Source organism: Terribacillus sp. AE2B 122 (assembly GCF_902497585.1).
Taxonomy (GTDB): Bacteria; Bacillota; Bacilli; order Bacillales; family Amphibacillaceae; genus Terribacillus; species Terribacillus saccharophilus_A.
This window is the reverse complement of the sequence record NZ_LR700945.1, coordinates 129,121-152,006: the sequence shown is the minus strand read 5'-3', so window position 1 is coordinate 152,006 and position 22,886 is coordinate 129,121. Positions and strand designations below refer to the sequence as shown.

The 22,886-nt window shown below is 38.2% G+C and carries 19 protein-coding genes; 4 read left to right on the top strand and 15 right to left on the bottom strand.

The genetic code is table 11. The features are described from left to right. Window positions 1-97: 97 nt before the first annotated feature. Both sstT and AE2B122_RS11625 read right to left on the bottom strand, forming a co-directional pair. On the bottom strand, window positions 98-1,348 hold the full coding sequence (gene sstT / locus AE2B122_RS11630) for a serine/threonine transporter SstT (protein WP_095218792.1): 1,251 nt from the start codon (window positions 1,346-1,348) through the stop codon (window positions 98-100). 174 nt (window positions 1,349-1,522) lie between these two features. After that, entirely contained in the window at window positions 1,523-2,563 is a 1,041-nt protein-coding gene (locus AE2B122_RS11625; RefSeq protein ID WP_175074183.1) for an SDR family oxidoreductase, read from the bottom strand. A 170-nt stretch (window positions 2,564-2,733) separates the two neighbouring features. Between AE2B122_RS11625 and AE2B122_RS11620 the strand changes: the two genes are divergently transcribed. Further along, entirely contained in the window at window positions 2,734-3,615 is an 882-nt protein-coding gene (locus AE2B122_RS11620; protein ID WP_175074182.1) for a hypothetical protein, read from the top strand. Between the two features lie 50 nt (window positions 3,616-3,665). Here the strand turns inward: AE2B122_RS11620 and AE2B122_RS11615 are convergent, their stop codons facing one another. The 3 genes from AE2B122_RS11615 to AE2B122_RS11605 are packed head-to-tail and all read right to left on the bottom strand — an operon-like array spanning window position 3,666 to window position 6,438. Beyond that, window positions 3,666-3,998 (bottom strand): hypothetical protein, encoded by a 333-nt coding sequence (locus tag AE2B122_RS11615; RefSeq protein ID WP_175074181.1) that lies wholly within the window; start codon window positions 3,996-3,998, stop codon window positions 3,666-3,668. Next, window positions 3,999-5,828, bottom strand: a complete 1,830-nt coding sequence (locus AE2B122_RS11610; protein WP_175074180.1) for a DUF6792 domain-containing protein — start codon at window positions 5,826-5,828, stop codon at window positions 3,999-4,001. Between the two features lie 4 nt (window positions 5,829-5,832). After that, the gene (locus AE2B122_RS11605) at window positions 5,833-6,438 is read right to left on the bottom strand and encodes a hypothetical protein (protein WP_175074179.1); all 606 of its coding nucleotides are present in this window, start codon (window positions 6,436-6,438) and stop codon (window positions 5,833-5,835) included. Between the two features lie 494 nt (window positions 6,439-6,932). Between AE2B122_RS11605 and AE2B122_RS11600 the strand changes: the two genes are divergently transcribed. Beyond that, window positions 6,933-7,823, top strand: a complete 891-nt coding sequence (locus AE2B122_RS11600) for a glycine betaine ABC transporter substrate-binding protein (RefSeq protein ID WP_175074178.1) — start codon at window positions 6,933-6,935, stop codon at window positions 7,821-7,823. A 45-nt stretch (window positions 7,824-7,868) separates the two neighbouring features. Here AE2B122_RS11600 and rlmD read toward each other — a convergent pair whose 3' ends face one another. Then, a complete protein-coding gene (gene rlmD, locus AE2B122_RS11595; protein WP_175074177.1) occupies window positions 7,869-9,272 on the bottom strand; it encodes a 23S rRNA (uracil(1939)-C(5))-methyltransferase RlmD in 1,404 nt (467 codons plus the stop codon). A gap of 202 nt (window positions 9,273-9,474) precedes the next feature. Continuing rightward, entirely contained in the window at window positions 9,475-11,001 is a 1,527-nt protein-coding gene (locus AE2B122_RS11590) for an AbgT family transporter (protein ID WP_175074176.1), read from the bottom strand. A 1,123-nt stretch (window positions 11,002-12,124) separates the two neighbouring features. Between AE2B122_RS11590 and AE2B122_RS11585 the strand changes: the two genes are divergently transcribed. Further along, window positions 12,125-13,435: an MATE family efflux transporter gene (locus tag AE2B122_RS11585; RefSeq protein WP_095271286.1), complete on the top strand. Its 1,311-nt coding sequence runs from the start codon at window positions 12,125-12,127 to the stop codon at window positions 13,433-13,435. Window positions 13,436-13,682: 247 nt separating this feature from the next. On the opposite strand, the gene AE2B122_RS19200 is transcribed toward AE2B122_RS11585, so the two are convergent. The 7 genes from AE2B122_RS19200 to AE2B122_RS11550 form a co-directional block, all read right to left on the bottom strand. Continuing rightward, complete coding sequence (locus tag AE2B122_RS19200) at window positions 13,683-13,820, bottom strand: YczI family protein (RefSeq protein WP_256366461.1); 138 nt, start codon at window positions 13,818-13,820, stop codon at window positions 13,683-13,685. A 172-nt stretch (window positions 13,821-13,992) separates the two neighbouring features. Next, on the bottom strand, window positions 13,993-14,655 hold the full coding sequence (locus tag AE2B122_RS11575; protein WP_175074175.1) for a hypothetical protein: 663 nt from the start codon (window positions 14,653-14,655) through the stop codon (window positions 13,993-13,995). A gap of 150 nt (window positions 14,656-14,805) precedes the next feature. Further along, complete coding sequence (locus tag AE2B122_RS11570; protein WP_256366460.1) at window positions 14,806-15,072, bottom strand: SdpI family protein; 267 nt, start codon at window positions 15,070-15,072, stop codon at window positions 14,806-14,808. A 1,152-nt stretch (window positions 15,073-16,224) separates the two neighbouring features. After that, on the bottom strand, window positions 16,225-17,208 hold the full coding sequence (locus tag AE2B122_RS11565) for a tRNA-dihydrouridine synthase (protein WP_095218808.1): 984 nt from the start codon (window positions 17,206-17,208) through the stop codon (window positions 16,225-16,227). A gap of 283 nt (window positions 17,209-17,491) precedes the next feature. After that, window positions 17,492-18,169, bottom strand: coding sequence for an N-acetylmannosamine-6-phosphate 2-epimerase (locus AE2B122_RS11560; protein ID WP_095218809.1), 678 nt, complete (start codon window positions 18,167-18,169; stop codon window positions 17,492-17,494). 372 nt (window positions 18,170-18,541) lie between these two features. Further along, window positions 18,542-19,666, bottom strand: a complete 1,125-nt coding sequence (locus tag AE2B122_RS11555) for an MFS transporter (RefSeq protein WP_175074173.1) — start codon at window positions 19,664-19,666, stop codon at window positions 18,542-18,544. A gap of 94 nt (window positions 19,667-19,760) precedes the next feature. Further along, window positions 19,761-20,315, bottom strand: coding sequence for a TetR/AcrR family transcriptional regulator (locus AE2B122_RS11550; RefSeq protein ID WP_175074172.1), 555 nt, complete (start codon window positions 20,313-20,315; stop codon window positions 19,761-19,763). A gap of 383 nt (window positions 20,316-20,698) precedes the next feature. Here AE2B122_RS11550 and AE2B122_RS11545 point away from each other — a divergent pair, with 383 nt between their 5' ends. Then, window positions 20,699-21,598 (top strand): LysR family transcriptional regulator, encoded by a 900-nt coding sequence (locus AE2B122_RS11545; RefSeq protein ID WP_095218812.1) that lies wholly within the window; start codon window positions 20,699-20,701, stop codon window positions 21,596-21,598. 46 nt (window positions 21,599-21,644) lie between these two features. On the opposite strand, the gene AE2B122_RS11540 is transcribed toward AE2B122_RS11545, so the two are convergent. Next, window positions 21,645-22,547 carry a 3-hydroxyacyl-CoA dehydrogenase gene (locus AE2B122_RS11540; protein WP_175074171.1) on the bottom strand — a complete coding sequence of 301 codons (903 nt, stop codon included), beginning with the start codon at window positions 22,545-22,547 and terminating at the stop codon, window positions 21,645-21,647. Window positions 22,548-22,886: the final 339 nt, after the last annotated feature.

The window sequence follows — 22,886 nt, the reverse complement described above, 5'->3', positions numbered from 1 at the left end:
ATACTTACATAATTTAACTAATTATAACAAAAGAACCATCTTGCATCTTTTCTCCACATGAAAAAAACTGCATCTTATCAAAGATGCAGTTTTAGTTTCAAGCAGTTTTATTATTAACGTTGATCTTAATCTTCTCTCCTGCTTTTCTTCTTTCCTTGAACTCAGCAGCAGCAGTGAACAAGACATCTGTAGAGGAATTAAGTGCTGTTTCAGCGGAGTCTTGCACGACACCAATGATGAAGCCTACACCTACTACTTGCATCGCAACGTCAGCCGGGATACCGAACAGGCTGCTTGCGAGCGGGATTAAAAGTAATGATCCCCCTGCCACGCCAGAAGCACCGCATGCGCTGATAGCTGCTAAAACACTTAAAAGGATAGCAGACACGATGTCGACTTCAATATTCATCGTATGAACAGCTGCAAGAGTCAAAACAGATATGGTAACTGCTGCACCAGCCATATTGATTGTTGCACCGAGCGGGATGGAAACAGAGTAGCTATCTTTGTTCAAGCCAAGCTTTTCGCTCAGCTTCATATTAACTGGTATATTTGCTGCTGAACTGCGAGTAAAGAATGCTGTTACACCACTCTCCTTCAAACAAGCAAATACAAGTGGATATGGGTTCTGTCTGATCAACACGTAGACAATAAGCGGATTGACAACGAGTGCCACGAAAAACATGCAGCCAAGCAGCAGGGCCAATAATTGACCGTAACTTGCTAAGGACGATAGACCATTTTCCGAAATGGATGTGAAAACAAGACCCAAGATTCCAAGTGGCGCAAGCTTGATCACCCAAGTAACTACTTTCGAAATGGCATCCGAGAAGTTGGAAATGACAGACTTCGTTGTATCTGATGTATTCCGCAATGCCAATCCGAACAGAATAGCCCAGGCTAGGATACCGATATAGTTTGCGTTCACGATTGCATTGACCGGATTGTCCACGATATTCAGCAATAATGTCTGCAGTACTTCGGCAATGCCACCAGGAGCTGCCGCTACATCTTCAGGACGATCTGCAAGTGATAAGCTGATCGGGAAAATGTAGCTTGCTACTACAGCCACGACTGCAGCTGCAAGAGTGCCGACAAGATAAAGAACGATGATCGACTTCATATTTGTCTGCTGTCCTTTTTTGTGCTGCGCGATTGCTGCCATAACCAAGAACAACACAAGCACCGGTGCAATGGCTTTTAAAGCACCAACGAACAACGTACCTAGAATTGTGACAGGCTGCGCAGCATCTGGAATCGTTACTCCTAAAATAATACCGATAATAAGACCAATAATAATCTGCTGCACCAAGCTTAACCGATTCCACAGTTTTAAAGCATTTCTCATGATAATCCCCTCACTTCTTATGCTGTACTAAGGGAGAAATAGTAGCAGTCCACCCTAAAAGGACAACTGTCTTTTTAATAAGAACAATTATAGTGGTATTTCTGCGGGATTACAAGATTAATTGTTAAATTTACATTTATTCCAAATTAACTTTATCTTAATATATATGTCCTTCTAATTATCTCGATTCCTTCTTAGGAATAACCATGCACTTAACCCCGCTATCAGAACTTGTGTTAGAACAGGATGTTTCACTGCTTTAACAAATATACTCCGTTTTCGTTTCCATCCGAGATTCGCACCACGCTCATGCATACCGTATCCAGCATGATACAGATTACTTTCTTCCGGTAAATTTGATAGCCTGTTCTTATCGTACTGCGTCCGAGGAAAAACAAGCTCCCATGCCTTATCTGTGAAGCTGGGAAAATTCACTCCTAAAAATTGCATCGCCTTTGCCTGCGAGCCAACATAGATATCTCTTTTCGGATTCGCAGCGGCATAACAAATAGCTTCAGCTACTGCTTCTGGAGGATAGATCATGCCTTTATGAACTGGATGATGCTTGAGATAGCTTCTGGCATGCTCACTATAAGGAGTATCGACTCTTGCTGGATGGATTAGTGTAATCGAAACGGGGACTTTTTCTTTTTCAAGCTCCATTCGCAAGCTTTCTGTCCATCCCCGTACAGCGAACTTTGAAGTCGCATAAGAAGATAGATAGGGAGTGCCTTTATCTCCAGATGAACTACCAACATTAATCAGTGCCCCAGGATTTCCCCGTTCCGAGAAATGACGTACTGCTTGCTTGGAGCCATAAACAACACTCCAATAATTTGTGGCAAACAGTCGTTTCATATCTGCATTACTTACCTCCATTGCCTTACCATAAATACCCACACCCGCATTGTTCACCCATGTGTCGAACCGGCCAAAAGAGTTTAGCGCCGTTTCTGCAATCATGTTCACATCCTCTTCAATACCAACGTCCGCTCGTACATAAACAGCTTCATGACCAGCTTGCCGTAGTTCTACTGTTAACTCTTTCAGCGCTGCTTCGTTTCTTGCAGCAAGTACTACTTTCGCGCCTTTCGCAGCTGCCATTCTGGCTGTTACTAGTCCGATACCGCTGGTTGCGCCGGTTATGACGATGACTTGATCTTTTAATTTTCTTAGTTTTTTTGTATGTTCTACTCCACGTTCTTCTTGATTCATTTCCGTCAATCCTCCTTGAGCTTCGTCTGCAATTTAGTATGAAGCTTTTCCCCATTACATACTCATCGCAAGGGGAAACATTGTCATGATAGTTGTTAAAATCAAGAAGCATCGGTTGTACTCTCACTCCCTTTTACCATAAAATAGAATGAAAGAAAGGATGTAGAAATATGCGTTATATTGTAGGTATTTGTCTCTTTTTATTTCTGTTAGTTGGCTGCCAGGAAGAAGAGGCTCCGAAACCTGAAGAAAAACCAACATCTACCAGCTCTGTTATATCTTATACAATTGATCAATCAGGCTTGCATATAACTATGAATAATGGCCAGGATTGGATGGAAGTTCCTGTCGAAGTCGACGAGCTCTTTTCTGGGGAATATCAAGGCTCCAAAACGGAACTGATGGATCAAAGTTATGTATTATCTCAAGACAGACTCGCCTTTATTGTTGGAGGATTTAAGCAAACTGCCATCTTGTCATCAACTAATCAAGGCAAGACATGGGAGACAGCGGAACTGCCTGGTGCAATCGAAGGTATCCGGTTGCGAATCATCGGATTTACGAGCGAGCAGGATGGTTTTGTCATTCTGTCAGGCGGCAGAACCATGTCAGCCGAAGGCAATCAAGTTCACCAAACAACTGATGGCGGAAAGACATGGAATCTAGTCGGCAGCGCGCCAAGTGAACGGATTGTGCAAAGCGGAACCTTCGTCTCTATGGACCTTGGTTTCATGAGCTTTGGTTCAACAGGTCCTACAGAATACTATCGCACAACCGACGGCGGATCGAATTGGGATAAGTTCGAGGTAGTCTTGCCAGGCATATACAAGGATGTCTTTTCGGTAATGGAATCGGCGGAGTTTGATGGAGACGAGATCGTCATGCAGATGGGACAAGGCACCAATGGAGATTATTACGGTGGAAATGTGAAAGCAAGGCTTGTTTCTGATGATAACGGAGAAAGCTTTGAAATGACCGGATTAATAGATCCTGACGACGTGATGACAGACGAGGAAGAAGAGAATTGGCGTGAGAATGATTCGTACTATTAAAGGTAAAAAAGAAGGCTTTGATCTCTTATAAGGAGTCAAAGCCTTTTCATTTATTCAGTTTTATCTTCATAAGTAACTGATAACCTCTGCTTCTTCATATCAGCGACTTGCTCATTAAATGAATTAACAGCTTTATTAATCTTTGAAATCACGTCAGTATAAATAGACTCATCCCGATCCTTGCGGGCGGTAGTCTCTTTCTTCATTGCATCAATAATTTTTCCTTTCTGATCTTCACCGACAATGATATTGTTTACCAATGCATAAAACTCGTCATCATCTGCTCTCATATTATCTACATGTACACGCAATTGCTTTTTCTTATCGGTATAATCTTGATTCGGAATCAGTTGTTCTGTAACAGTGAATGTAAATTGAGGCATTCAAATCCTCCTCGATAGGTCGAATAACTGAGATACGTTTTCTTCTTCCTCAAATAAATCCTCAATAGCCTTTCGATACTTTTCTATATATAACTTGCCTGACTCTACCGACTTCTTCAACTCTTCCAGCTGTTCTTCAAAATCTTTATTCTCTAACGGATAAAATATCTCATGAACCCTGATTGATTTTATCTCTTTATTGAAAGTCGGGTAATACCCATGTTTACTTAATAAGAATCGATAGCTGCTAGGACTGGATTCCATTTGATTGATTTCATCCTGAACTTTTCTCTTCTCGTCCTTGTACGACTCATCTAATTCATGTTTTATTGCCTTTTCGAAATTACTGATCTTGGTTGATTTTGCTTCTAGGATGGGGATGGATTTCTGATACATTCGAAGTGCTGCGGAGATATTTACTTTGATGGGTTCGCCCTTGGTTGATGTTGATGTGTAGATCATGTCTGCACCTATGTAACTCTTCAATCCATCTGACATAGATGAAAGCATCTCCTGCAGACCATGACTATCCTTAATGGACTCTAATCGCTTCAGAATACCTGTCTTTTCAATTTCCATATAACTCATATAAATCTCAACCAAGTTACTGGCTAATCTTAGAATAGTAACAATTTCATTACCAGCTCCTAAAAAAGGATTGTTGAGTTTATCTCTGAGATTAACGTTGTCTTTAAGGATATTCTCAATATCAATCAATGATTTCTCTATCTTGGTCAAATGATCAATGGTTACTTCTTTTTGCCTCTCCGTTATATAACCAGCTTCCTCTAAGCTGCCGAAAATTTCATCTGAATTTGCAGTAACTGTTTGGACTCTATCCAGAAGAGGTGGCAGCTTCTCATTCAAAGCACGGACCATAGTGTCATAGTTCGCTATGATGTGGCCAGCTAGTTCCATCCCCTCTTTATCTTTAAATGCCCCGACATCTATACCTATCAGTTCTTTTACACCTTCATTTGTCCCGCCTTCATTAGAAGCAACCGCAAAATCAATTGCCAGCTCCTGAAAATCTTTAATAACATTATCAGGTATATCGGCAATCAGCTCCCGAAGTCCAGGAACATCCGGATTTGTATCAACCATCGTAATACTGCCAAGTGTAAAGAAGCCTCGCACAACACTAACGGCGTATAAAGGATCGTCAGTTGAAATAACTTGATCTATTCTATCAGTCTTATCTTCGTAATAGGTCATTGCAAAGTCATGTAGATCTTGGGGCGAAAGATTGTAAACTTCATCGTCATTATTAAAAGAGAACTCGTTTTTAACAGCATCATTAAACCTGAAATCTGTATTAAAAAGCTGATAATAATTTAATTGTGCACCATTTACACTATACACATTATCGAAAGTATTAAAAGATAAGAGAGCTATAGTATTATTATTATGTGCCAATGAATGTGACATCCCATTTACTTCAACATTGTCGTCGACATTAAAATGTTTTTTTGCTTCTTGAACAAATACGTCTGTGGCCTGTGCCTGTTTGATGGTTTGGCCTGCTAACATAGCTTTTATATTATATAGCCAATCTGGCAAGTCCTGGGTACCTTCTGATATTACATAAACTTCTTCCTTTTCGACCGTGTCGATATGAACTGCAATTCCGTCATAGCCTGAATCTTTAACAAAATCACTTTCTATATCAGATGATTTAAGGATTTTAATGTCAGCTTTTAATAACTCTCCATTTTCCTCCATATATATTTGTCTGATATTAAACTCGAGTTCTTCGGATGATAAATCCTTGTATCCTAAATCAATTAGTCTTGTTTTAAATTCTGAGCCGCTAATAATATCTTCGCTCATAACTTTACTCACTTTCTTTAGAAATTAGTTGAATGCTTTTTAACCAATTTTTTATTTCTGCTTTTTCATCTTCAATTTGCTCTTTACAAACATTCCCCTCCATATCATTTGAACATCTGAGGCTTGAGAAAGTTTGAATTTGTCCCTCTACACCATCTTTTGTAATCAACGATACTATACCTGAAGAATTCTCGTATTCATATTCAGCTATTTCAAGTTTTTGATCGTAATTTGTGGACACTTCTTCAAAATTAATTTCGACACCCACTCGTCCTTCTATCTGATCTCTTCCATGTTGCGGATCATTTATAAAACTGTAGTATTCTACATGATGGTCTATAAAGGGACCATTTGAATTTTGAGAGGAGAATATCACTACCTCACTATTTTTATCCGGATCTATACTGTAACTTTTATCATTAATTTTCATACCTTCAGGGAAATCCATTTTATAAGCACCTGTTTTGGATAAGAACGGGTAATAACCTTCCCTTGTTGGTTCGGTAGATTCCAAAAATTCTCTCGTAAACTCATCTTGAAATGCTGTTACTTCTGGAAATTCTTTAGCTTCATTTGCTGAAGAAGATTTTGATTCGTTATCATTATTCATGTTACAACCTCCTAGTACAAAAATCGTCATAAATAAAGCAACAATAAATTTAACCTTCATGGTCACTCACCTCTGTAGATGATCTTAATGGATTATTACTATAGTCGTTAAAAATTATACAAAAGCGATCCATTCATTCCCAGTAATTTAGATGAAATTTCCAAAAACCAAACTTTTGTCGCAGGATAAAATACCAGTAATCAGTATCCAATTACACATTTCAACTTAGCCAACCAAGTTATCACGTGGTAGGATTCATCATTAATCAGGGCAAAATCCAAGAAACTCCCCTTTCACTCTTTGTAAGCCATTTCATTCAGATAGCACCTTAAAACGGACCATAACTGTGTATTTAAATGGATAATACAGCTTAATCCACCTGACGCCGCCCTACAGCAGTAAACACCAATTTATACAGTTTTTATAGAATTTACTGTATTTTCTGTATGAGTTAACATAATACTTGTGCTTATAAAGAGAAGGGGGAAGAATTTTTGATTAAAAAAAGAATAATCGGTATTATATCAGTCTTGTCTTTTGTTTTTGTTTTAACAGGCTGCGGCAGCTCTGAGAGTAACAGCGAAGCTGCAGATTTAGGCGAAGAATTAGATTATACAATTACAGGTATTGAACCAGGAGCTGGTGCAATGGGGCTTGCTGAAGATACGGTAGAGGGTTATGAGAACTTAAATGAATGGGAACTTTTTGAGAGCTCAACTGCAGGAATGTTAACCGAGTTAGGTGAGGCCATTGATAATGAAGAGCCCATTGTAATAGTTGGCTGGAATCCGCACTGGATGTTTGCTTCATACGATTTAAAATACTTAGAAGATCCAAAAGGTACTATGGGTAGAGATGAAGGCATACATACAATAGTCCGAACAGGTTTACAAGAAGATTTTCCGGAAGCTTATGAAGTTCTTGATCGTTTTAACTGGGAAATAGAAGACATGGAAGCTGTGATGAATGACGCTCAAGATATGGAATTTGAGGAAGCTGCAACTAAATGGATTGACGCAAATCAAGATAAAGTTAAGGAATGGACGGAAGGCGTAGATAAGGTCCAGGGAAAAGAGTTTGAATTAGTCGCTACCCCTTGGGATTCAGAACGTGCTTCTGGTGAAGTTATAAAGCAAGTATTAGAACAGCAAGGATTTGAGGTAACTGTCACTCCTGTCGATCCAGCCGTTTTATTCCAATCAATTGCCCAAGGAGAAGGGGATGCATCAGTAGCTCCTTGGTTACCAGTAACACATGGGCCATTCTTTGAACAGTATAAGGATGATATCATTGATTTAGGTGCAAATTTGACAGGCGCAAAAAATGGTATTGTTGTACCATCCTACATGGACATTGATTCAATTGAAGATTTACCAGCAAAATAACGAAAAAAAGCAGATCACTTGCTCCAAGTGATCTGTCTTTCTTTGTTAATCTAAAGTTAGTACAGCAACACATTCCACATGCACAGTATGCGGGAATAAGTCTACCGGCTGTACTTCCTTCAACGTATAACCAAATTCATTTAGTTCCTTAATATCAACTGCAAATGTTTCTGGATTGCAGGATACATAAACGATCCGTTTTGGTTTGGATCGGCCGATTTTTCTCATTACTTTCCCGCCTGCTCCAGACCGCGGAGGGTCTAACAGCAGCAAGTCTGGCGTGCCAAATTTCTCTAGAACTTTATCCATTCCAAATCTGGCATTATCGGCTAGGAAATAGGTGTTGGAAATGCCGTTGTCTGCTGCATTTCGTTTTGCTGATTCGATGGAACTTTCCACAATTTCGATGCCGGCAAGTTTCTCAACTTTGCTGGCAAAAGGAAGTGAAAAGGTTCCTACTCCGCAAAACAGCTCCAGCATTGTTTCTGTTTTTTTCGGCTGTGCCATTTCTAGAGCTGTGTCGATAAGCTTCTGTGCCTGTACCGGATTGACCTGGAAGAAGGTATCAAACCAAAGACGATATCGATAGCCTCCGATTTCATCATAAATGAAATCACGTCCGGCCAATAGATGCATGTCCTCTGCTTGGATGCTATCGGCCCAATCTGTATTTACAAACCATAAAAGACTTTTTACCTTCGGATAATTTTGTTCAATTCGTTTCTTGAGCTGTTCGGTAGCCTGAGCCAAACCTGTATCTGGCACTTGTGTCGCAAACAGTGCCAGCATGATTTCTCCTGTAACAAATGATTGTCTTACCATCAAATGCCGAAGCAGACCCTCATGCGTATCTTTGTTATAACCACTTAATGCATGGTCCTTCACCCAACTGGCAACTTCCATTGCAACTTCCTTCATATCTTCTTCCATAATCAAACATGTCTCGAGCGGGATGATCTTACGGAAATTCCCCTGTTCATGCAAGCCCATAGAACCATCCGGTGCAAAAGCAAAATCCATTTTATTGCGATACTGCCAAGGATTCTCCATACCAATAGTGTCCTTCACAAGCTCTGGATCAAAGCCTTGTCCTAACAAAGCATCTTTAACATGAGCTGTTTTATGTGTTAACTGTCCTTCATACTGCCAGTGCTGCCATGCGCACCCGCCACATAAGTCAAAATGAGGACAGGCTGCAGTAACCCGTTCTGGATGTGCCTCCAAAACTTCCTCTAAAGCGGCTTTGGATCTTTTCGCATGCGGCCAAGCTACAGTGGCTCGTACTTTTTCACCTGGCAATGTCTTCGGTACAGTCAGTTTCACTTTCCGTAGCTTGTCCTGTCCTTTATCCACCCATACAACTGCCTGGCCAGCCCCTTTATTGTCTAGCGAGCTAATTTCTGTGTCCATGATTTCTGGATCTAGGATTACTCTCGTTGTTTTCTTCATTATTTTTCCTCCCTTCTTGTGAGGAATCTATTAATCTATCAACTTAATGAAAGGTAATTTTTCTGAATTGACTCCTATACTTTTTTAACATGTTTTGCAGCAGGATGCCAGATAAAGTTTTTCCCTCAAAATATATCTGAATAATTACAAATAGAAAAAGACCCGATTCCATTCAAGGAATCGGGCTCCTGCTATTCATTGATCAAGGATATTCAATTGGCGTACCAGGTCCTATCGGCATTCCAGTCAACATCCAAATTAGCAGCATCAATACCCAGCCGATGGTAAAGGCAATTGAGTAAGGAAGCATAGTCGAAATCAATGTACCGATCCCAACCTTTTTATCGTACTTTTGTGCAAATGCGATGACGATTGCGAAATATGGCATTAAAGGGGAGATAACATTAGTGGTTGAATCGGCTATTCTGTACACGAGTTGGGTAAACTCAGGTGAATAGCCCGAGAGCATCATCATTGGGACGAACACTGGTGCCATGATAGCCCATTTAGCAGAGGCACTGCCGATAAACAAATTGATAAAACCTGAAACGATGATGAAGGTCAGTATTAGCGGAATACCTGTAAAACCGGTGGAGTCAATGAAAGCAGCACCTCTAACCGCAAGAACGGTACCAAGGTTTGACTCGTTGAAATAAGAAACGAATTGAGCTGCGGCAAATGCTAGCACAATGTACGATCCCATCGTTGCCATCGTTTCCGAGAGTTGATTGGCGACGTCTTTATCGTTTCTGATTTCTTTTGTAATGAGCCCATATACAAGCCCGGGGATAAAAAATACAATCAGGATGACTGGGACAAGTGTATTCAAGAATGGTGCATCGATAATATTAGCTTCACCCGCTCTTAATGGCCCCCAAGAAGGAATAACAAGTAACGCAATAGCGACGATAGTTAAGAGGAAGGCAATAAGCGCTCCCCATAAACCCTTCTTCTCTTCCGGCTTAAGGTAATTAACTTCTTCATTAACATTGCCTTTATACGTGCCAAGCCGCGGTTCTACGATCTTATCGGTCACCCATGTACCTAAAATTGTCAGCAGGAAAACGGAAGCAAACATAAAGTAAAAGTTCATCGCATAGTTGATGCCTTCCGCATATTCAGGGCTGATGATTGCTGCGGCATCCTGCGTCATACCGCCAAGGAGCGGATCAAGTGAAGTTAGCAGCAAATTCGCACTGTAGCCACCGGATACTCCGGCAAAAGCCGCAGCGAGACCCGCCAGTGGATGGCGTCCTAAGCCCGCGAACAAGACAGCTCCTAATGGAGTCAATACAACATAGCCAGCATCCGCTGCCATACTCGACATGACACCGCCGAAAACTAATGCTGCCGTCATCAGTGTGCGGGGAACCGAAGTAACAAGCCCGCGAAGAGCGGCACTGATCAATCCCGAGCGTTCTGCAATCCCGATACCAAGCATCGTCACCAAAACTGTTCCAAGCGGGGCAAAATTAGTGAAGTTTGTTACAGCACTTTCGAACAGATACAAAATCCCTTCAGAGTTCAGCAGATTTTTGACAGCGATTGTTTCTCCTTCATTCAAAGGGTCTTCTACACTGACACCGATTGCAGAAAAAATAGCCGATAACACAATCACTACTGCAGCAAAGATGAAAAATAACGTAACTGGATGAGGAAGCTTGTTGCCAACTCGTTCAATACCATTCAAAGATCGCATGATAAAGCCATTTTTGTGCGACTGCTCCATCCCTATACCTCCTGTTTGGCTTAGTTTAAAAATTCAAACAATTGTATAAAAATAACACCCTAAGTATAGACAAGAGTTATGGTGATTGAAATAGGCAAAAAATCCAGTTCGTGATGCCGCGAATTCACATGTAAAAGACCCAGTATAATGAAAGAATATCTCACATATACCGGGTCTATATAAGGAATAATCATTTAGTTAAAAAGAAACGCCAATTAGATATTTCGATCCAATCTTACTATTAATTTCTTCCGCCGCGAGTATTTGATCTCGCTTTTCCTCTTCTTTGTTCATCAGGCTTCTTACCTTCGCCATTCTTTTTCTCGCGAGGTGCATAGGAATCTTTAACCATGGGATCTCCCTCCTCTTCTCATAAAATTGTTCAAAGTTAGGATTTCCCGAATTAGGTGCGTTATACAGGCTCATGGTTCAAGCTATTACTAATGTATTGATTGGTTAGAATGGCTCTTTTAATTTCATTTCCGAAGAGGAATTCGCTTATATTACTTTGGAAAAATATAGTATGATTTATTTATACTTGATTAGCCATTAAAAAATCCGGATTAGAAAAGGAAGAGACAAGCAATTATAAAGTTCACCTTAATAAAGAACATTAGGAGGTCAGCTATGGAAGCAACAAAAGCAAGATCTGCAAGAAAACGCCTAATCTTTTCTTTGGTAATAAATCTTACTTTTGCTACTGTCTGTATAGCAATGCTGCTCTATATGATCTTTATTCGAGAATCAGGCACGACTAATCCGATTCAATATGTTACTTTTATCATCCTTCTCTTAAACTCTAGTATAAGGTCTATATTTAATATCTTAACGCTAAGAAAACAGAGTAAGTCTTTATCCTAAATAAGCATAAATTTTCAACATTGATATTCTCCATAACGAGTATATGAACTACTATTAAGAAACCGCACAAATCAAGATAACCTCGGATTTGTAGGGTTTTCTGTTCTATGTTATAACCTAATTTAGCGTTTATGTTATGGTTAGACGAATACGATAAGGATAAATGCAGAACAGTATGATTCTCACATAGGTATTCATACATACGTAAAGATAGGAAGTGTCAATCACCTTGGTTCAACAGGATTTTACAGAAGGCCGGATTATGAAGCAGCTCTTTACTTTTGCCGGACCTATTATGCTTACGAACTTATTGCAGGTTTCATATCAATTCATTGACAGTCTATGGGTCGGTAATCTCCTAGGCGCAAATGCGCTTGGTGCAGTAACCGTCTCCTCTACCGTTTTACTAACGATACTTGCATTTATTATTGGGATCAATAATACCACTCTGACAGTTTTGTCTCAACAAAGAGGAAGAGGCGACAATCAAGGATTAAAAGCTTACTTAAATGCCTTCGTTGTTGTACTCGGATTGTTATCCATATTTGTTGGTATTATCGGATTGCTTTTCTCCAGGCAAATTGTCATCATGCTCCATACACCTGCTGAAATGGTGGATGAAGCCAGAACTTATTTACAGGTTAACTTTATCGGTATTTTGTTTTTAATGGGCTACAACTTTATTGGTACTGTCTTAAGAGCTTTAGGGGATAGTAAAACACCATTGAAGTTTGTTTTAGTTGCCGTTATTTTGAACACCATTCTGGATCCATTATTCATTTCTGGTTTTGGCTGGGGTATCGAAGGCGCAGCGTATGCCACTGTCTTATCGCAAGCAGTCGCTTTTCTCTTAGGTTTGTGGTACACACTTCGCAATGGACTCGCTCCGTTGTCTATCCCCTTTTTACCAAAAAAGGAGCAAGTATTGCTTATTTTGAAGCTTGGCATTCCATCCGGTCTGCAAATGATGGTCATCTATGCTGGTGTGACAGCAATAATGAGTGTCGTCAACTCTTTCGGCGGATCGGTCGTCGCCGGATTTGGAGCTTCGCAAAGAATTGATAGCTTGATCACCTTGCCTGCCATGGCATTAGGGACAGCCGTCAACAGTATGGCCGGCCAGAATATTGGTATCGGACGCTGGGACCGGGTAAAAGAAATCGCGAAGTACGGCGCACTGTTTAATCTAGCTATTATGCTTGTGATTGCCATTCTTGTCTTTTTACTCGCGGAACCTTTAACCAGCTTGTTCATTGAGGAAAAATCAGCCGTTTCATTCGGCACCGATTACTTAAAAATAATTGCTTTCTTCTATCCATTTATCGGGCTTAATTTTATCTTGAACGGCATCGTCCGAAGCTCAGGAGCGATGTACCAAGTACTGATTTTGAACATCCTATCCTTTTGGCTGCTTCGCTACCCGCTGACGTATATCTGCTCAGCTTTCATTGGGGAAAACGGAATCGCACTAGGAATGGGAATTAGTTTTATTCTAAGCAGTATCTTTTCATTTTCTTATTATAAATGGGGGAAATGGGATAAGAAGCAATTGTTTGCTGATGAAAAAATTTAATTCATGATATATATTGAAGAAAAGCGTTAGACCTGGATAATAGGGCTAACGCCTTTTTAGTACTTATTCTAACTGTTATTCCGAAAACGCTCCGCCGTAATCAGCTAACTTATCACGCCATACAGTATGGAAATGCGCTTCAGCATCTTCACCACTGTTATAGCCCACACCTTGCTGACCTCCGAATAAGAATCTTTAACTATCACTCAATGATCCTCATTTCAGATCTTATATTAGTGGATTACACTTATTCTAACCAGTAAAAAATGGAAACAAAAAGGACAATTATAGACACTAGAATACACAAAACAGCATTCCCCTGCCGTTTTACCTTAAATTCAGAAATCCCTATAACCATCATCATTAGACCTAAAAAGAAAAACATATAAGGAGATAGCTCATGATTACCTGTGACCAATCCATAAATTCCGAATGTCACTACAATTATTGCTAAAATAATACGAAGTACAGTTAACAAATACTCACTCCTAACTTAAAATTCCAATTAATTGTAGCATTCCCTTATTAAATTTTATATAGATTCACTCTTCTCTAAATCACAGTTTCCTTATTTTATCACCGGACCTAATAATAATATTTATATCTGATGCACTTCCCCCTTCAACATGGTTTTCTATGTTCGAAACATCTATGTTTGTTTTGATTTTCACTACTTTTTTCTCTTTTCCCTCTATGCTGACCTCATATGGAACTTTATTATGATTCATGAGTGAGACCATAGGAACTTCATCTTCAAAAGGGTAGCTCTCCTGAAACTCAAGTGTATATTGGAGATCATCCGTGCTGTAATTCTCAAAAGAAAGTTCACATTCTCCACCTAATGTTGATTCGCCAACCATTTCAAATTCACAATAACTAGCTTCTCTGTCGTAAAAAACAGCATAAATTCCGGTTGCAATTGTTTTTTGATAAGAACTAATGAGCATTTGAGGCAAAAGAACAACTAAAATAATTGCAATTAAGACTGCACGCTTATGATACTTCTTCAACGATCTGGTAAGGAAAAATAAACTTGCAATAAATAAAGCAAATGAAAATACACCCATAAAATTCAAACCATTTACAGTACGAATCGGAAAATTAAAGACTGATATAATGGTCTCTCCATACGGAATTGCATGTGGAAAAGGAAAACTAATTGCTGTAGAAATAATAAATAGGGAAAGAGCAATCCACAACATTTTTTTACTTTTTATCACCAGTACACCTCCAACCTATGTAATATTAAAAATAGATATTTTATATGCCTACGAAAACAATATCGTAACAGATTCAAATATCTGTTAATGTTAGGTATTCTCTTTGTTTTCATGAGCAACTCAAGTACGGACACAATTAAAAAATCAGCATCATCGCTCTCTTTCAGTAATTATTTCTTCCTCTTTTCGCTTCAATTTCCATTCAGTTAATCCATATAACATAAATAAAGAAATAATTACCCACAGTAATTCAACAAACAAATAAAACTCATTTTCATAGCGAAAAAACAATAACACTATCCCTCCAATGACTATATGCATCACTCCTGCCAACACTAGCAATTTAGCAGCATAAGATTGCCCTAATTTCCACAAAGCTTCATTCTTCATTGATCGCTTTGTTCGATAGCCTACTATCCTGTTAGAGCTGCCTGATTCAGATGTTTTGAAGACACGCCATCAAGTGACCAATACCACATATAAGAATTAACATGTATAAGACACCTACTCTTATTAGAAATACAAAATAAATTCAAAAGACATTAGCGCTAAAAGTATGATAGATTCTTGTACATTAGAAGAAAGTTTTAACCACGTCAGAAAAAATGGTATATTTTGTATATATATTGTAGTGTACCTTGTAATTTGTAAAGAAATAGTGATTATTCATTTGATGGAGGTAATAGTAATATCTGCTATAGACTGGGTTATCATAGGAGTTATTCTAATTGGTCTCATAGTGTGGTTAACATCTGGAAGAGTGTTCTATATGCTTGTTTATTTTGCATTATTTTCATTGGGTTCGTTAATTTATAGATTAAGCAATAATCATTCACTTGCTGACGCATTTTTTAGTTCGCTGGTTTTAGTAGATATTTTGGTTATTGTAATTACTTCGGCGCTGCTGATTGAAAAGTTAAAGGATAATAAAAGCTGATTAATCATATAATCTAACCTATATATTGAGACTCTTTATATGCTTATTTCACACTCATTATCCAGTCTCTTTATTTTAAACACCAGTAACATTCCAATCATATAGCAAAAAATGAACTTAATTCACTAAAGGATGTGAATGCTTTGAGGTCCCTTAACCCATTTCTCTCTATCTTTTGCCTAATATTAACCATAATAGCACTGCTAACCCTTTATACATATGCTACTTATATATCACAAGGTGCATTGTTCGCAAATTCAATCATGAATTTCCTTGTCGTATTTTGTATATTAAATCCAATCATCGGACTTACTTTTTCGATATTTATAAATGAAAAAAGAGTTAAACTACTACTTATAATTATTAATTCAATCGTTGCTATTGTTGTTATCCCTTTTATGATATTCATTGCTGTATTTAGATTTGGTTTTGCATCATTTGTTTAAGCTAATTTAAAACGTAAGTGGATATGCTCGTCTTCATAAATTCAACTAGGAGAGACCATTCAATAGATTATTAAAATCATATAATATAAAAATTGGCTGGCATAATCGGTTCAATACCGCTTTTATACCAGCCAATTCTATACTAAAACTTGTTTTGCTTCCACTTCATTTCTACCTAATACACTTCTACTGCTCTTCCACCTCAACAAGATACTTTCTCTCAAAATCATCAAGCAATGCGCGAACTTCATCCGTTGACTTCGTGTTCATGCATTGATTTCTCAATTCACTTGCACCTCGGAATCCTCGAAGATATATCTTGAAAAAGCGTGGAAGAGGCTTGTACGCACGGGCTTCTGCTTTTGAATATTCATCATGGAGATCCAGATGCAGTCTCAAAAGATTAAGCAATTCCTTACTGCTATGTTCTTTCGGTTCCTTTTCAAAGGCAAACGGATTTGTAAAAATCCCGCGCCCAATCATGATCCCGTCAACTCCGTATTGTTCAGCCAGTTTTAAGCCAGTTTCACGGTCTGGAATATCCCCATTGATCGTTAGAAGTGTATCAGGAGCTATCTCATCACGAAGTTTCTTGATTTCCGGAATCAATTCCCAATGTGCATCTACCTTGCTCATTTCCGCTCTTGTACGCAGATGGATGGAAAGATTAGCAATGTCTTGCTTCAATACATGTGTCAGCCAGTCGCGCCATTCATCTATATCCGTATATCCAAGTCTTGTCTTCACACTTACGGGCAATCCACCTGCTTTTGCAGCTTGTACCAGCTCTGCAGCAACTTCAGGACGACAAATAAGGCCGCTTCCCTTTCCATTTCCTGCAACATTAGGTACAGGGCAGCCCATATTGATATCTAGTCCCTTAAACCCTAACTCCGCCATACCAATACTCATTTGGCGAAAATTCTCAGGCTTATCTCCCCATATATGAGCCACCATCGGCTGTTCATCCTCCGTGAACGTCAAACGGCCACGCACACTATCTATTCCATCTGGATGACAATAGCTCTCCGAGTTTGTAAACTCAGTAAAGAACACATCAGGTCTGCCAGCTTCACTCACTACATGACGGAACACAACATCCGTCACATCTTCCATCGGAGCCAATACAAAAAATGGTCGTGGTAAATCACGCCAGAAATTATCTTTCATATATAAAACCCTCTCATTATAGTTACAAATCTAATATTTATTCAAGGAGCAAAGATGCTCTGTTTCTTTTACTTTAAACACGCTCAAGCAATACATATCAAAACATAGTAAAAAATACAACATTTTATTTTACTATTAACCAGTAAAAAGTGCAAAGAAAACTGAATATCGAACTAGGTACACATAAAAAAGACCTGGAGATCGGAGATAATTATTTTACCGAAATCCAGGTCTGTATATCAAATGTATATCTTTACACGAAGGAATTTAAATATGTATCTTTTCAATTTATTATATCTACAAAGCGTTCAGTAATCTGCTGCGGCCTAGTAATCGCACCACCGACCACAACAGAATATGCCCCTAATTGTAAGCATCGTTTTGCCATTTCTGGTGTTATGACATTACCCTCAGCAATTACCGGAATACTAACATTATCAAGTACTCTTTTTAAGAATTCAAAATCGTTGTCGTAAAGCTTGTTATTCTTTGTTTCCTCCGTATAGCCATACAATGTAGTGGAGACACAATCAAAACCAAGCTGATCAGCTTGTATAGCATCCTCTAAAGTAGCAATGTCAGCCATCAATTGTACCGATGAATCCTTTTCTCGAACATACCGTACTAATTCCCCTAATTCAATGCCCTCAGGCCTTCTTCTTTCTGTAGCATCCATAGCAATCATTTCACATCCACTTTCTAGCAGTTCATCAATCTCTTGATATGTAGGTGTGATGTATACCGAGGAATCTTTATAATCACGTTTAATTATTCCAACAACAGGAAGGCTCACTTCCTTTTTTATTTCTATAATATCCTCTTTAGAATTTGCCCTTATGCCTTTTGCGCCCCCTTGCTTTGCAGCTAATGCCATTTTGGACATGATGAATGAACTATGTAGGGGTTCTTCTGGTAAAGCCTGACAGGATACGATTAAATTGTGTTTAACTTCGTTTAGCATTTTGGCTTTCCTCCTGATTGTGAATATAGTAATTACAATACAGCTCAGCTCTAAATATAAAAGACCACGTTAGCACCACATTCTCTTTACTCTCAATATCCATAATATACTATTACTAGACAAGATAAAATCAAGCTAGGAAAGACAAAGTCTTTGCACAAAAAAGACCCGGATATCGAAATTGTTTATTTACCAAAATTCAGGTCTGAAGTTATTTTCACTAGGAGGAGTTTATTTTTAATTAGACATAGTAGGATGAAGATATATAGAAGAAAAGGATCTCACACTACATGTTAGTTCAGTAGATATTCTAATTGATTAAACTATTCAACTGACACACCCATAACAGAGGGTGCAATTTCAAATCTAACTTCATGTTCTTTTAAATATTAAAGCTAGATACCCAATTATAGAAGCACCTATAAATAGAACATTATAGCTTAATAGATCTGCAATGACCCCGGAGAAAATTGATCCTATTGCTTGACCAAGTGCCAGTATTAAAAAGGGTATACCTAGTCCAAATGATGGGTTGGACTTAAACACGGAAATTCCCCATACTATTAACACACCGGTCATAAAAATATATGAGCTACCAAAAAGGGCTGGTGATAGAAACCCTATCATAATGTAATCTGTAAATGTCCCTAATAGCAGAGACGAGGTTGAAAGTGCTATCACAGAAATCCTGTATGCAGGCATTAAACCAAACTTATTGATACATGCACCTGCAGTTCCTCCTAATAACCCTGCAACTCCAATAATCACCCATAGCCACTCTCCGAGGTAATCAGGAACACTCTCATTCTGTAACATAAAATCTCTTGAAAATGTCCAATAGGCCGAACAGGAGATTCCTAACAATAGAGATGCCAGAATTAATGGTATGGCTCTTCTCCACTCTTCTTTTGAGAAACCTGATTTTACGTTTTTATTTAAAGTTTGATTTTGTTTTTTAGGCAGCACTTTGTAATTAGCGAATAATACTACTATGGCAATGACCATAAATATTAAGTACGTTTCTCTCCAACTATCTGTCATTATAATTGCAATAACTCCAGTTAAAGCTGTTCCAATACTCGTACCAGAGTTTATCCATGAATTAGTCTGATTCTGTAATTTTATTTCTACGTTTTCATCAATAATATCAGCGTACGGTGGTGAAGAAAAACCTGTACTTAGCCCGGCCAGAAATATACCTAAACCTAATACTCCAGAATTACCCGATACAGATATAATCCCCAAACCAATAGTGGATGAGAATCCTGCAACAATAAGAATAGACCTCGGTGATACTCTGTTCGAAAATACCATTGCCAAAACGATTGCTATACAGTATGCGATATAAGACAAAGACGAAATGACCCCGCTAGTAGATTGTGCCATATTCATTGTTTCATTAATATATGGAAGCATCAGCCCATAACTGAATCGAGATAAACCATATGTCACAGCAATCATTGGTAACCCAACAACAATCAATTTATTTTCAAACATATCTATCACCTCTTATTTTATATATAACGTTCATTATAATAATTGAGTAAAAAAAATAGGAAACAATGCACTACATTGATCTTCCTATTCAAATTCATTTATCAGAAACCTGCATACCTTTCATTAAACGTTCTGCTGCTTCTTTTATTTCATCTAATTCCTGTATTTGGGTCATGGATGTTAAACCCTCTAAAATAATCATGATTTGCATACCCAAGGATTTTGGAACATCAAATACCTTCATATCATTTTTAATTTTGTTAACAAGTTTTTTTTTATGCTCTCTGCTTAAGGAGGCAATTCCCTCGTTTACACCTTCATATTCCTGCTTTGCTCTTAAAAACAAACAACCATTTGTACCTTCTGCTTCTAACCAGTTTATATGAGCTTGAATCAACGACTTTACGTAAGTATGAATACCATCACCTTTGTTAAGCTTATCTCCTACTAATTCAAAATATTGATGTTCTCTTCGGGCTAATACTTCTTTAATTAATTCTTCCTTTGATTCGAAATGATAATACATAGTCATCGGTGCGACTCCAGCTTGATCCAATATTGATTTAACACCAATTGCATGAAAACCATTCTGATAAAATAACTTTTCTGCCGTATTCAATATAGCTTCTTTTTTTTGTGACTTTCTCATATGACACCCTCTTTTATATTGAACGTTCATTATAAAATTATCATACCGTTTCTCTTATCGCAAGAAACTGCAGTGAAAAAAGACCCGCACTGTAGCAAGTCTCATTAATCAATAATTTCGTCCTCTTTGCTTTTTAGTTTCCCTTCCGTGAGAATGTAAATGAGGACTAAGGAATCGATTACCCAAAATTAGCACTTATGCATAAAAGCTTTCTTTTTTAGAAACCGCTGACCGATGTTGCTTTTGAGCATACCTTATTGCTCCTATTAAACCTCCTTTAAATTCCTCGCCCACTATACTTTTATCTTTATTTACATATCATATCTCCCCTCTTTTTTGATAAACTAACTTTTACAAACTAAAACTATTTAAGGTGACAAAACATGAATATAACCCAGCTTCAATATTTAGTAGATGTCGGAGAGTTAGGCTCCTTTACTGAGGTTGCTAAAAAGAACATGATGACCGTCCCAGCAATCAGTCTCTCCATAACCCAGTTAGAAACTGAATTAGACGTACTGCTTTTCACACGCTCACGCAAAGGAGTAGTTCCAACCGCTGAAGGAAAAAAGGTCATCCAGTATGCTGTTTCTGTCTTGAAAACAATCGACAGGCTTAAAAATGATATTGCAGTATCAAAAAACAACCAGTACGGTAATATTGTCATTGCTACAATTCCCGGATTAGTGTCCCAAATCATTAACAATACCCTCGAATTCCGAGAAAGCTATCCTTATGTAAATGTGCAAGTAGTGGAGGAAGATACGGCTGCTGTGCTGGAACAAGTAAAAAATGGCCATGCAGATATGGGGTTTGTTTCACTAGGGTCAAACAATCATGATGTTGCATTGGAATGGGAACCGATTAAAAGGGTTGAAGTGGTGCTTGCCGTTAATAAGAGCTCCTTACTACGATTCAACAATAAAATCTCCCTTGACCAAATCATAAACGAAATGAATGAATCAATCGTATTGTACAATGACCCTTACTTAAAGAAAATAGCTGAAGATTTGTTTCCAGATAACTTGAGAAATAGGATTGCATTAACGACAAATAATGGAGATGTCCTTTTACAAATGGTGCTGCAAAGGAATGCTATCACGATAACGAATGATTATATTATCCAAGCATTGCCGGCACATTTAAGAGATGAAGTGGTGACGATTTCGATTAATGAGTACTTTACCCTTTCCAATTATTTATGGCGAGTGACGAGAAAAAATGAAAAATGTCCGGAAATGGTAGACCAGTTTACCGAGCATCTTTTGCAAGACTTAAAATAGACTTTAAAAAGAATCCTCCTGCCATTATGACAGGAGGATTACTTTTTTATTGATTCCCCAAGAAATCAGGGTCCATAAATCGAGGATTAGGATATTTATAGAAGCCTTCTCCTGTAGCAACTCCAAGTTTTCCTTTATCAACATACTCTGTTTTCAGTAGCTCTGCGAGTTTCTTAAATTCTGAATTTTCTGTTGCGTCCGCTTTAGCCTTCACAATATTATAAGATGTTTTGATTCCGACAACATCCAATATTGCAAATGGACCTTTCGGAGCTCCTGTAGCAATCATCCATGTTTTATCGATCGTCTCCACATCTGCAACCTCTCTTGATAGCAATAGCTCTGCTGCATCTAGAAGAGGAACAAGCAATGAATTCAAAATATATCCTGGCTGCTCTTTATGAAGAGGCAATGCTACCATTCCAATTGCTTTCGCAAACTCAACTACTTGGTCAAACACATTCATATCTGTGCCTGGATGCTTCATAATTTCGGCTGTATTATTAATCCAAATTTCATTAGCAAAATGAAGTGCCAGGAATTTTTCAGGACGTCCTGTCGCTCCCGCAAACTGACTTGGCATCAATGTTGATGAGTTTGATGCAAAAACAGTCTTATCTGGCGCAACTTGATTTAGCTTCTCATAAAACTCTGTTTTAATCGTCACTATCTCTGGTATTGCTTCTATCAGCAAATCTGCATCAGCAACTGCTTTTGCCAGGTCGCTATAGTAAGAGATGCGGTCAGATGCAGAATCTACTTGCTCTTTACTAGCCTGTAAATCCTCTTGATAACGCCCTTTCAATATGTTTATTTTGTCTTTAGCTGATTGTAATGCTACATCATTAATATCGTATACTGTTACATGAAAACCATTAAATGCAGTTTGAAAAGCGATTTGACTTCCTAAAACCCCACTGCCCGCTATTGTAATATGTTTGAATTCCATGATTCTTTACCATCCCTTTGTACGATAAATTAAACAATTAATTACTACATCTTTATTGTAAAATACATTTTATATAAAATAAAGTTAATAAAACTTAATCTTACTTAATTTTTATTTAAACTAAATATCACAGTTTGAAGATAGTGTGATAATATAGATCTCCGGATTTCCGAATTTGTTGAAGAAAGGAAAACTAGAGAAAAATGAGTAAGTTTTTCTGTTCAAAATTGGCTGTTTTTCACCCGCTTTTCCACACGTTTTTTCACCTTTTTTCCTGAGTTAAAATAAAGTTCTCCGATAATAGAAGGAAGAGAAAATCGAGAGAATCCTGGAAGGACG